This is a genomic window from Micromonospora rosaria (genome assembly GCF_001567585.1).
In the GTDB taxonomy this organism is placed as follows: Bacteria; Actinomycetota; Actinomycetes; order Mycobacteriales; family Micromonosporaceae; genus Micromonospora; species Micromonospora rosaria.
Map to the genome: position 1 here is coordinate 1 of NZ_LRQV01000179.1, position 11,209 is coordinate 11,209.

Sequence of the window (11,209 nt, forward strand, 5' to 3'; positions counted from 1 at the left end):
CCGGCGAAAGGCTATGTGGCCAGGGGCGGGGTCGAACCGCCGACCTTCCGATTTTCAGGCACCAACATTTTCCCAGGTCAGGGGCTTGCCGGTGCCCGTCGTGCAACGTCTGTGCGACTAACTCCGCATCGTGATGTGCCGGGGCAGCCGTGCGACATCACCGTGCGCCGCCAGCTCGGAAAGGGCTTTGGCGATCTCCCGGTCACGACCGTCAACGGCGTGGAGGTACCGGCGAGCCGCAGCCATGGACGAGTGCCCGAGCCGCTTCATCAGGTCGGCCAAGGTCGCCCCGGTCTGCGCGGCGAGGGTCTGACCGGTGTGCCGCAGGTCGTGGAAGGTGAGGGTGTCGAGTCCGACCTTTCCCCGAGCGCGTACGAACGCCTGGTACAGGGTGTCGCCGCGCAGGGGTGATCCGTCGCGGCTGACGAACAGGCGATCCTTCCCGGCGAACTCGTCGAGGTGCAGGCGGATCACGGGTACGACGTGGGGAGGGATGGCGATGGTTCGCTTGCCCGCCTCGGACTTGGGATCCTTGTCAAACGCCTTCCCCCTGTCGTGCAGCGGTTCGACCCTGGCTTTGCGGACGGTGATGGTGTGTTCGGTCAGGTCCACGTCTGCGACCCGGAGTCCTGCGATCTCTCCCCGGCGTAGGCCGCACCAGGCCGCGATCAGGACCGCCGTCCGGTAGCGCGGGTTGATGGCCTCGACCAGGGCGACGACCTGAGCCGGGGTGGCAACCGGCCGTTCCGCAGCACGGACGGTGCCCGCTCCGGGGATCTGGCAGGGTGACCGGGCGATGATGCCCTCACGGACAGCGGTGTTCATGACCATCCGCAGGAACCGGTACGACTGAGAGATGGATGTGCGGCCACCGGAGCCCCGTAGGGCAGCAGCGTGCCATTCGCGGACCCGGCTGGCCGTCACCTCCCGCAGGGGCACCGTGACCAGCGGCACCAGGTGAAGCCTCAAGTTCCGTTCGCAGGTCTCCCGCCAGCGGACACCGATCTTCGGGCTGTCCCGCAGGATGGCCCGTGCGTAGTTACCGAAGGTCTCACCGGCCGCCCGGTCATCCAACCAGGTACCCCGCGAGATGTCGGCCTCAACGCGGGTGAGCCACCGATGAGCATCAGTCTTCGTCTTGAACGTGTGTGGCGCGTTCTGTCGAGGCCCACCACCAGGCGGAAGGAACGACGCCTGAAAACGCCCCGACGGCAGCTTGCGAACCGAACCGAACTGGCGGCGACTACCCATCAGGCCACCGCCTTCCCGTCCGACCATGACAGGGTCACCGGTTCCACGACGCCGGCAGCGATGAACTCAGCCAAGGCGCTTTCGGGAATGCGGACGTGAGAGCCGAGCTTGACGAACCGGATTCGCCGCTCAGCGATCAGCCGACGCGGGAAACGCTCCGTCGTCCCGAGATGATCGGCGGCCTGAGCCACCGTCAATAGCCGTTCCACTACCGCGACTCCTTCCGGTCCGAGGGGACTGCCGAGACGTCTGACGAGCTGGCCGCCGCTCGATCCTGGGCAGCGCGTAGGGCGGCCTTCCATTGGGCGCGTTGGGACAGTGCCCGAAGCATCCGGTGTTGCAGGGGTGGGATGTCGGGGTCATCCGGCCGAGCCATTTCCCAGGCGTAGACGGGCGCGTCGCCCTGGTCGACGGGGTCGGCATCGTCTGCCCCGGTGCTGACGCCCAGGAGCCGGCGGACCCAGGCGCGGGCGTCGGCGCGGTGGTCGGCGAGGGTCTTTCCGGACCAGTCGCGCGAGACGAGGATGCGGCGCCCACCGATGCCGAGGGTGGCCCGCTGGTGGACCTTTCCCTTGCAGCGCCCCGCTTGCAGGCGGCCGTGTGCCTTCTTCGGCTGGACGCCGTAAAGCAGCCAGTTGGCGCACCGCTCGTTGCACGGCGTGACGCGGAGCTGTTGCCAGAGCCGTTCCAGGTGGTTGCGCTGCCGGTTCGTCTCGGCCTTGTGGCAGTCGGCGGCGCTCTTGGTGATGTACTTCGTGATGTAGCCGATGGTCCGTTCGGCGTGCACGGTGCCGGGGGTGACGCCCTCGGCGTGGACTTGGCGGCCGAAGCGGACGACGTGTACGGGTTGCGCGTCGGGGTCGGCGTCGAGCAGGTCCAAGGCGTCAGCCCACGTCGTCAGCGGCTCGCGGGTGTCGGGGTCAACCCAGGCGTCAGCGTCGTTGTCCCACACCGGCAGCCGATCCAGCGAGTACACCAGCTCATCAGCCGGCGGCCACCACACCTGGTGATAGGTGGCGGCGGCGACCTGCCGCAGCACGGCGCGGGGGATGGTGCCCCGGATGGCGAAGTGGGCGTGCGGGGCGAGGCGTCGTTGGGGCTCGACGCAGCCGGCGTACTGGACGTTCCAGCCGACGCAGCGGCGCAGGTTCTGCCAGAACCGATCGAGCAGCCGAGCGAAGTGCACGGCGTCCCAGGCGGCCCGCCGGTAGTCGTAGCTGTCCGGGTCGACGGGCGTGCCGTCAGGCAGGACGCGGCCGTAGGAGTCGAGGGTGAGCGACAGCCACATGGACGGCCGGTGCTGGGTGCCGTCCGGGGCGGTATAGACCTGTCCCACGGTGCGCGGCTCGACCTTCTTACGGGGCAGGTCGGGGGTGTCCTGACGCCGTTTGGTCGACCGCTTGCGCCGGCCACCTGCGGAGCCTTCCCCGTCGTGGGGTGGGGCGACCTGTCCGCGTAGGCCCTCGGCGGCGATGGCTTCCTCTACCTCGGCGATGGCCTGATCGATGCCGGGCACCTGGTCGAACTGTGCGGAGCGCTGTGCTTCCTCGCGGGCGAATTCCAGGTGCGCCCGCAGCATGACCAAGTCGCGCTGTTCCTCGCTGGCGGGCCAGGGGGCGAAAGGATTGGGTTCGTCGGTGCGGTGCCAGCCCTCGCGGATCTGGGTCTGACGCAGCCGGCGGGCACGCTTCGCGCACGGGGAGCACTTGTCTTCCCGCGTGGTGCCACACGGCAGGTCGATCACTTCGGTCTGACCGGTGCTCAGGTCAGTCCGGCGCAGGGTGACCGGGCGCAGGCACACGCCATACTCAGCGGCCATCTCCTTCAACACCTGCCGGGACATCGGCAGGGCGAGGCGTGCGGCACGGGAGCCAGCCGCCGGCGGGGCAGCCCCGGCCGAGGTCGGTTCGGCGGGGGTGGTGTCGGGGGTGAGGCCGGGCAGGGTCGGGGCGATCACGGTGGTTCACCTCCAGGACGTGTGCGAGGGATGGGGGTGGCTGGCCCACCGCTCCGGGGTGAGGGCGGTGGGCCAACCGGGGGCGGGGTCAGCGGGTCGCCGGGTCCGGGACCGGGTCGGGGTTGTGGTCGGCGGCGATGCAGGCGGCGAGGATGAGATCACCGAAGGCCAGGAGTTCGGCGTCGGTGTACTGGTCGAGGAGATCGGCGTAGCGGGCACCGGGGGTCGGGCCGAACTCGTCGGTGACGCTGCGGACGGTCAGCCAGGGGCGGCCGGTGGCGCGCTCGTACAGACGGCGGATCAGGCGGTTGCCCGTGTTAGTGGTCATCGGTCAGGCCCAGCAGTTCTGTGCGTGGTCGCTGGCCGCCATCAGGGCCGGGGCGTGGCCGAGTTTGGTGACGGTCCACCCGCAGCCGGTGCAGAAGCCCACGAAGTCGCTGCCGACCTGGTAGACGTAGGAGGACTTACGCCCCTGGGTGGTGTAGCAGTTCATCGGATCACTCCCGAGACGATCTGCCCGTTCATCCGGGCGGGGATGGTGGCGGGCTGCTGGACGGTGGTGGACACCAGCCGGGTCGGGGCCGGCCGGGCCGGGGCCGGGACGATTACGGGTGCCGGTGGGACGTAGACAGGTGCCGGGTCGATGGGCAGGTCGATCGGGTCCGGGTCGACGGACTCAGGCGCAGGCCCCGGGGCGGTTGCCTTGACCGGGTCCGGGTCCGGGTCCGTAGCCGGGGTGTCGGTGGGTTCGCTGGTCCGCTGGTTCTTCGCGGCCAGGTCGCGGGCAGCGGTGAGGAGGGCGGCTGCTTCGGCTTCGATGGCGGCGAAGTCGGGTCGGATGCGTCCGGCGACGAGTTCGACGCCGATGACGAGGACGACGACCAGGGCGAAGACCAGACGTAGGCCGAGGCTGCCGGGGGACGCGAAGTTGATGGTGGCCGACAACATGGCGGCGGCGGCGAACACGACCAACGCTCCCCGCTTGGCATCACGAGCGATGCCGGAGGTGCGGACGACGGTCAGCATGGACACCATCGCGGCGTCGAAGATCAGAGGCACGAGGTAGGCGAAGAAACCAGCGCCCTGGGTCCACAGGTAGTGGGCTTGGTGCAGGTAGCTGGTCAGCAGCGCGCCGAGCAGGACGAACCGGTTGTACCGCTTGATCGAGTTGATTGCCTTGAGCATGGCCGGCACGGCGTTGCGGGCGTACTCGGTGGCGAACTGCTCCGTGAAGGTGCCCGGCTCAGTGGTCGACACGAGCAGTCACCTCCGATGCGGTCGTGACGGGCGGGGCGGGACGCAGCCAGGCCCGCAGGTTGCGGATGTAGACCGCGCCGTAGACAAAGCAGGAGACGAGGAAGCCCCACTGCTCGGTCACGAGGGAGTACGCGAGCCAGAGCACCTGGGCGGCGAGGCCGACAGCCCAGCCGGTCCACGAGCGCTTTCCGGCCAGCCACAGGCCGGTGACGCCCACGGCCATCAGGAGCCAAGACCACAGTTGGTAGGTCATGCCGCCCACCCCCACGCTTCGGCGTCCTCGGCGGCGATCTCGGCGTGCTGCCGCAGAGCGGCCGTGAGGATCGCGGCGGCGTCGTTGTCGGGGGTGCAGTAGGGGCAGGTCTGGTCGGGGTCGGTGTGGGCCAGGTCGAGGCAGAGACGGCGGATCGGGCGTCGGGTCAGTCGATGGGTACGCATCACGAGTTCTCCAAGCAGGCGGGGAAGGTCAGCGGTGGGTGGGGGTGACGTGCACGCGGATCCACTCCGGCGGCTCACCCGTCGAGGCGACCGCTTCGGAGAGGCAGCGCCACAGCGCCCACGCCTCGGAGGGGGTGAGGTACATGCGGCGGCGGCCGGCACCAACGGCGACGTAGAGATCGGCGTCGGGGGTGACGCGGACGGTGACCGGCACCGAGGCTTTGTCGACGTGGGGAGCACGTAGCCGGTAGAAGCGGCGCGGTTCCTCCGTGGTGTCGGGTTCGTCGGCGTAGGGCATCCGGGCCGGGGTGCTCTCGGGCAGTTCGGTGGTCATCGGGGATCGCCTCCGTTCGGGGTGGCGTCGAGGTCCAGGGCGTGAAGCAGCGACGACGGCAGCAGCGGAGCGGCCTGCTTCGGCGCGGTGGGCCGGTAGGTGTGCCGCCCGTTGCCGTTCGACCGGGCCTTGACCGCAGCCGGGGCCGGGGTCGGGGTCGGGGTGTTGACCGGTTCGGGTTGGACCTCGGCAGGAGCGGGGAAGGTCGCGGCCATCTCCCGGATCACGTCGTCGCTGATGTAGGAGAAGCGGACCCGCGCCGGTTCGGGCTGACCGTCAAGCAGGACGTACGCGACGCCCTTGGCCGACAGTGGGATTTGGTCGGCCAGTGCTCCCCGGTCGCGGGCACCGTCGCCAAGGAGCAGATCGACGTGGCCGCGTTCGGTCAGGCCGAGGGCGATGCGGGTCGGGAAGAAGTCGCGGACGGAGACGACTTCCTTGCGGGGGTCCTGGGTGGCGGCGACGACCAGGACGCCGAGGCCGGCACCCTGGGAGAGCAGCATCCCCAGTGACTGAGCGATGCGGCTACGAATGTCGCTGTCAGGCAGGAACGCCAGCAGGGTCGCCAGCTCGTCAATGACGATGACAATCAGCGGTTCATCGACGGTCGGGGTGTGCACCCGCACCTTGCCCCGCAGCACCCGCTGACGAGCCCGCATCCTCGTGACGGCGTCATCGAGCATGTCGGCCATGCGGGTCCAGTCGTCATCGACATAGCGGGAGAACAGCGGCCGACCGATCGACAGCTCCATCCCGCCCTTCGGGTCGATGGCCCACACCCGCACCAGACCCGAGCGGATGCCGGCGGCGAGAGCCCGGAGCAGGGACCAGATGACCGAGCCCTTGCCCATCCGCGTCGCACCACCGATCAGCACGTGCGTGGCGAGTAGACGCAGGCAGTACACGGCCAGGTCTTCCCGCGTGCCGAGGGGGAGGGCGGTGAAGTCCGGGCGTGCCGGCACCGGCAGGGGCTTGACGATGCGGGTGAGCGGGTCGCGGCGGATCAGCACCAACCACACCTGCCGGGGCCGGTCGCGGAACCGAATCGCGTCGACGCGGCGCAGGATCCAGGCGAGGGAGCCGGAGCGGGCCGGGGGTGCCTGGCGGCGGCCGGAGAAGACGCGGCAGTGCCGGGTACCGAACGAGTACGCCAGATCCCGGGCCGCCTTGTGGTACGCCTCCGGGTTCTGCCCCCGAGGCATCCGCAGCACGACTTCATCCGTGGCGTACGAGCAGCGCACCGACAGCAGCTCGGGCAGCTTCTCGCCACCGTCGTACTTCTTCACCAGCCCACACAGCGACATGACCTCGTGCCACTGACGCCGATACACCCACAGCCGCCGCCACCACGACAGCCCTCGCAGCACCACCAGGCGTTCGAAGGACTCCCGAGACCGCCACCACCACATGCCAGCCGAGGCGGCGACGACGATAAGGACCAGGACGTGGGGCCACCAGCCGTGCGAGCGGTGCACGTCGACGGCGAGCAGGACCAGGGCGACAGCCGGCCAAGCCCGCCAGTGCCGCACCGCCGTGACAGCGATGCCCACGAGGAGGACCACGAGCCGGGCGAGCAGGATGAAGAACGTGACCGTCCAGACCAGGGGCCACGGGGCGGCGACCTGAAGGCGACGGAAGTTGACCAGCGGAGCGCGCATCACGACACCGCCTTGTCGGCGTTGCGCTGGTCGATCCACGCCTCAGCGCAGACCTTGTGCACCGGCTTGCCCGCCGGGCTCCGGCAGATTGCCGGCTTACCGCAGAGAACGCACGGGACCGGGTCTCCGGCGCTCCCGTCGCGTCGCCAGTCCAGGGAAGTTGGCATGATGAACCTGCCCTTTCAGGCCGAGAAGGTTGGAGGGGGCAGCGGGGCGGTCGAGCTTTCCTAGGGCCGAGACCGCCCCGCGCCACATGACCTCAGATGCCGTACCGGATGAAGTCGTCGACCGGGTCGCCCGGCGGAAGCTGCTCCGGGGCCATCCCCCGACGCCGCAACTCCTCCTGAGCCGCAAGCTGAGCGTCAACGATCTTGTCGGGGTCCAACCGCAGCTCACGACCACGCTTGCTGATCGCGTTCATCAACTCGTGCTCCCGCCGGAAAGCCGCTACCCGACGCTGGTGAGCCGTCCCGCCCGGAGGCGGAGTCTCGAAGCACGACCTCGGCGCGTCCACGTCCTTGGGCTTCTTCTTGCCCCCACTGAACAGACCCATCAGGAGGCCTTCCCGCGCGTCTCGGTCAGGGTCTTCGGCGCGACGATCCCGGTGGCCCGGAACGAGTAGGCGAGCCGGCCGTTGGAGCCGACGTAGGGCGTGACGGTCAGGTTCTCGAACTCCACCTGCTGGAACGGACCCACCGGCGGGACCGGCTGCACGTTCGACAGGATCTTGATCGACACCTCACGCGACCGCGAGCCCAACTCGGGGTCCATGTCCATCACCCGGCACTGCCACACCCGCTCACCGGTCACCTTGTCCTTGCTCGGCGTCCGCTGCCGGGTCGCCTCGTTGAAGTCCTGCGCCTCCGCGATCGAGTCCGGCACGAACACCGCGCCGTGCGGAAAGACAGCCTCGAACGGAACCGTGAACCGAGTACCACCACGAAGAGCCATTGCTCTTGCCTCCTTGCACCTTTGGTGCCTGTGGTCTCACCGCGACCGGTGAGGGATACTTGTTGGCATGTCTGCCAAGTTCGATGAGGAAGACCGTAGGCGGGACTTGGCAGACAAGTCAACAACCTCATTGATCTGCCCACATGTTGGGATGGCAGACATGGAGACAGCCAGGGGGTAGCGTGGCCGATGTGACCGAACGTGACTGGCGACCTCGATACGTCCAGCTAGCCGAGGAGCTACGCGACAGGATCGTCAACGGAGAGCTGCCCGCCGGCTCCCCGCTTCCTAGTGAGCCCGAACTTGCGGCCCGGACCGGCATGTCTCGTACGAGCGTCCGAAACGCCCTCCGGGAGCTACGGGAATGGGGGCTAGTTCGGGCCGAGCAGGGGCGGGGCACATTCGTCCGAGCCCCAAAGGTGCGAGTGACGCGGCGCAACATCGAGCGATACCAGTGGGAGAAGGATCGTGTCCATCAGCCGGAAGAGATGCGACGACAAAAGGGCGGGACTGAATACGACACCGGCCTAGAGGTTCATCAACTGCAATTCCATGCGGAGTACTCGACAGTTGATGCCAGTGAAGAAATTGCGGCGACTTTCAAGGTGCAGGCAGGCACTAAGCTGTTGCGTCGAATGTATTGGACAAGCGCGAAAACCGAAGATGCGCCATTGAGCATGTCCGTGTCGTATCTGATATATGACGCGGTCGCCAAAAACCCCGCACTTCTTGACGACAAGAACGAACCATGGCCGGGGGGTACGCATCACCAGCTTTCCACAATCGGCGTCGAGGTAGACCACGTTTCAGATCACGTAATCGCTAGACCGCCCACGCCGAGTGAAGTAGAAATCCTGCGGACGGAACCGGGCGATTGGATTCTGTCCATCCGGAAGATTTCAACGGGTGTGGACGGGAAGGTTGTCGAGGTGGCCGATGCGGTATACCCGGCGGATAGAACGGAGCTTGTTTACGGCATCAAACTCCACCCATGGGAGAAGAAGTGACAGCGCACAAGGTGAGTGTCATTACTCCCGTGCATAGGTCGTCTGCATCATTCCTCGGTGATGTCTACGAGTCGCTCGTAGCCCAGGAGATGCCGCAGGGGTGGGGCTGGGAGTGGCTTGTCCAGGAAGATGGACAAGACGGCGAGCTGAAGCAGCACTTGCCCAGTGATCCCAGGATCAGTTTCGGGTCAGGCCGATCGGGCGGGCCAGGCGTTGCCAGGACCGTCGCGTTGGGAAGGGCTACCGGAGAGCTGGTAAAAGTTCTCGACGCGGATGACCAGTTAATGCCGGGAACGCTCGCAAGAGACATCAACCGGCTAGAGCAAAGCCCCGAAGTCGGGTGGACAACGTCGCGTGTCTTGGATCTCCTCCCTGATGGGTCCGTAATCTCTTGGGAACATCAGGACCCGCCCGATGGACCTATCCAAAAGAATCAGGTAGTAGATCACTGGTTAAACAAGGGGCACCGACTGCCCGTTCATCCTGCAACCTTGTGCATTCGTCGCCAACTACTTCTTGCCCTGGGTGGGTGGATGGCGCTTCCCGCGTCGGAGGATACCGGCCTGCTGCTAGCGGCCAACGTTCTCAGTGAGGGCTATTTCATCGGCGAACCCGGTCTGCTTTATCGGAAATGGCCGGGACAGACCACCATGCAGGCTGCGTTTCTTGAACAGGAGGCACGCGACCACCGGAACAGCATCGTTGCGGGTCGCGCGAAAGCACTTCTAGAACTCTTCGGTTAGCCCGACTGGATCTGATTCTTGCCAACCTCGATCCCTCTCGTATGGTCAGGCAGTGATCATCGGGGAGGACCTACAAGGTTGGCGACCGCACCGGGTACGACAACCAAGTAGGCCGGCGCGACGATGGCCCTGGGTGCTTCTGGCGCTCGCCGCGATCGTCTGCGCCGGCCTTGTTGCTGTGCCCGCTGGTTGGGCTGTTCGGATGCAGCTGGAGGCCGAGCGGGGTGAAGCCGCGCCAGAGGCAGCGGCCACGGTGTGGCTTTTGAAGCTGAGCGCTGGTGACGACATCGGGCTATCTCGCGTGCTGGCCGAGGGACGACACGACGAGCTGCGCCGCCAGTGGCACGGCTATCGCGATGAGATGGCCCGATCCCGGCGCCCTCCGTCGAAGCTTGAAGCCACAGGGGCCAGCGTCATCGAGCACCAGGGCGACGACCGGGCGACGGTGGTAGAGCACGTGCGGGGCGTGTGGTGGGACGAAGGCGTATTCCTGGCGGGCAGTGCTCATCCGTGGCGGTGGGAGCTACGCAAGGACAGCGGCGGTTGGCGGGTGTGGTCTGTCGAGTTGCCGACGTGGTGTGGGGTGCACGTCCGGGCGGACGTGTGTCGGCGATGAGGACCAGGACGTGAGCGGCGAGAGGTAGAGGCCCAAGCAGCAGAGCCGGCAGGAAACCGCGGGGCCGATAGTTGGTGAAGGTTGACAGGCGGCACGTGCGGAGCGACTTGGGCAGCCGACCGTCATTGCCCCGTGAAGGCATGGCGGACACTCCCGAGGCGACCGGACGGCGGCGGCCGGGGTGGGTGTTGTGTTCGTGCTGGCTAGGCCGACTCGGAGCGCTTCCTGTGATCTGTTGCCGAATTGGCCTGTACTAGATCAAGGCGCTCCGCGCGGCGCGGGCCGGGGCGCGGCAACCGGCTCCTACGGAGCCGCCGCCCCGGCCGCCTACGGCGGCCGGGGCGGAAAGTCAGCCGGCCCGCAAACCACGCCCCGCCCCGCGCGTCACCCCTGGGTCCGTGAAGGTACCCGGTGACGAGTCCCGGACTGACCAGGGCCATGCGGACACGTCTTCACCCGTTCTCGACGTTCCAGAGGCCCCACAGAGGCCGAGGGCTACCGACGGGCAGGACGAGTTGCCGAACGGTTCGTACGAAGCCGCTGAGGCCCCAGGGAGGAGAGGGGCGAGGGTGGTGGAGGGGACAAGGGGTAGGGAAGGGGGCGGGGTTAGAGATGTGCCTCCGGCGGGGGCCAGACGACTCCGGGATGGAGTTGCCGAACGGTTGCGGTGGGTGGGTGGTTGGGAGCTGCCATCCCGTCTACCACCGACCCAGGCAAGCCGAGCAGATCAGGGCCAGGGTGCCAAGGTCGTTCAGACAGTGGGGTGCTCCACCTTGTCACCCTGGCCCTGATCCGCTCCACGGTGTGTGGGTCGGCGGCAGACGGGATGGCAGCAGAGGGGGAGGGCGTGCGATCTACGTGCGATAGCCGGCGGCAATGAGCGGTCAAGGACGGCCAACCACGGGCAACGCCGATCGATGCGCCAAGAGGGCATACAAGAAGATCCCCACCGGCGTTTCCGCTGGTGGGGACCTTGGTAGCCCGGCGAAAGGCTATG

14 protein-coding genes and 3 pseudogenes are annotated in these 11,209 nt (G+C 67.5%); 5 read left to right on the forward strand and 12 right to left on the reverse strand.

Translation table 11 applies throughout. The annotated features are described in order from the left end of the window. Nucleotides 1-117 precede the first annotated feature (117 nt). The 12 genes and pseudogenes from AWW66_RS29080 to AWW66_RS29135 form a co-directional block, all read right to left on the reverse strand. Complete coding sequence (locus AWW66_RS29080; protein ID WP_011265197.1) at nt 118-1,251, reverse strand: tyrosine-type recombinase/integrase; 1,134 nt, start codon at nt 1,249-1,251, stop codon at nt 118-120. After that, nucleotides 1,251-1,460: an excisionase family DNA-binding protein gene (locus AWW66_RS29085; protein WP_011265196.1), complete on the reverse strand. Its 210-nt coding sequence runs from the start codon at nt 1,458-1,460 to the stop codon at nt 1,251-1,253. The genes AWW66_RS29080 and AWW66_RS29085 overlap by 1 nt, the downstream gene beginning before the upstream one ends. Continuing rightward, nucleotides 1,460-3,208 carry a replication initiator gene (locus AWW66_RS29090; protein WP_011265195.1) on the reverse strand — a complete coding sequence of 583 codons (1,749 nt, stop codon included), beginning with the start codon at nt 3,206-3,208 and terminating at the stop codon, nt 1,460-1,462. The genes AWW66_RS29085 and AWW66_RS29090 overlap by 1 nt, the downstream gene beginning before the upstream one ends. Before the next feature lie 88 nt (nt 3,209-3,296). Then, the gene (locus AWW66_RS29095) at nt 3,297-3,536 is read right to left on the reverse strand and encodes a hypothetical protein (RefSeq protein ID WP_011265194.1); all 240 of its coding nucleotides are present in this window, start codon (nt 3,534-3,536) and stop codon (nt 3,297-3,299) included. A gap of 3 nt (nt 3,537-3,539) precedes the next feature. Beyond that, nucleotides 3,540-3,701 (reverse strand): hypothetical protein, encoded by a 162-nt coding sequence (locus AWW66_RS34060; RefSeq protein WP_157528099.1) that lies wholly within the window; start codon nt 3,699-3,701, stop codon nt 3,540-3,542. Next, nucleotides 3,702-4,393: pseudogene (locus AWW66_RS35745) on the reverse strand (DUF2637 domain-containing protein); the annotation flags it as partial. Nucleotides 4,394-4,451: 58 nt separating this feature from the next. After that, nucleotides 4,452-4,718: a hypothetical protein gene (locus AWW66_RS29105; RefSeq protein ID WP_067373059.1), complete on the reverse strand. Its 267-nt coding sequence runs from the start codon at nt 4,716-4,718 to the stop codon at nt 4,452-4,454. Continuing rightward, the gene (locus AWW66_RS29110) at nt 4,715-4,903 is read right to left on the reverse strand and encodes a hypothetical protein (RefSeq protein ID WP_011265190.1); all 189 of its coding nucleotides are present in this window, start codon (nt 4,901-4,903) and stop codon (nt 4,715-4,717) included. Before AWW66_RS29110 ends, AWW66_RS29105 begins: the two co-directional genes overlap by 4 nt. 28 nt (nt 4,904-4,931) lie before the next feature. After that, nucleotides 4,932-5,237: a hypothetical protein gene (locus AWW66_RS29115; protein WP_011265189.1), complete on the reverse strand. Its 306-nt coding sequence runs from the start codon at nt 5,235-5,237 to the stop codon at nt 4,932-4,934. After that, entirely contained in the window at nt 5,234-6,895 is a 1,662-nt protein-coding gene (locus AWW66_RS29120) for an FtsK/SpoIIIE domain-containing protein (RefSeq protein WP_011265188.1), read from the reverse strand. Before AWW66_RS29120 ends, AWW66_RS29115 begins: the two co-directional genes overlap by 4 nt. Before the next feature lie 259 nt (nt 6,896-7,154). Next, nucleotides 7,155-7,316: a hypothetical protein gene (locus tag AWW66_RS34065; RefSeq protein WP_157528102.1), complete on the reverse strand. Its 162-nt coding sequence runs from the start codon at nt 7,314-7,316 to the stop codon at nt 7,155-7,157. A gap of 131 nt (nt 7,317-7,447) precedes the next feature. Beyond that, entirely contained in the window at nt 7,448-7,846 is a 399-nt protein-coding gene (locus AWW66_RS29135) for a transcriptional regulator (RefSeq protein WP_067373053.1), read from the reverse strand. A gap of 143 nt (nt 7,847-7,989) precedes the next feature. Here AWW66_RS29135 and AWW66_RS35750 point away from each other — a divergent pair. The 5 genes and pseudogenes from AWW66_RS35750 to AWW66_RS29140 form a co-directional block, all read left to right on the forward strand. Next, nucleotides 7,990-8,241, forward strand: a pseudogene (locus AWW66_RS35750) (winged helix-turn-helix domain-containing protein); the annotation flags it as partial. A 30-nt stretch (nt 8,242-8,271) separates the two neighbouring features. Continuing rightward, nucleotides 8,272-8,853, forward strand: coding sequence for a UTRA domain-containing protein (locus AWW66_RS33140; RefSeq protein ID WP_237073457.1), 582 nt, complete (start codon nt 8,272-8,274; stop codon nt 8,851-8,853). After that, nucleotides 8,838-9,179, forward strand: a pseudogene (locus AWW66_RS36580) (glycosyltransferase family 2 protein); the annotation flags it as partial. The gene AWW66_RS33140 and the pseudogene AWW66_RS36580, both read left to right, overlap by 16 nt. Before the next feature lie 207 nt (nt 9,180-9,386). Continuing rightward, entirely contained in the window at nt 9,387-9,596 is a 210-nt protein-coding gene (locus tag AWW66_RS36585; protein ID WP_245648534.1) for a hypothetical protein, read from the forward strand. 133 nt (nt 9,597-9,729) lie between these two features. Next, nucleotides 9,730-10,212 (forward strand): hypothetical protein, encoded by a 483-nt coding sequence (locus AWW66_RS29140; protein WP_067373056.1) that lies wholly within the window; start codon nt 9,730-9,732, stop codon nt 10,210-10,212. The last annotated feature ends 997 nt before the right edge of the window (nt 10,213-11,209 follow it).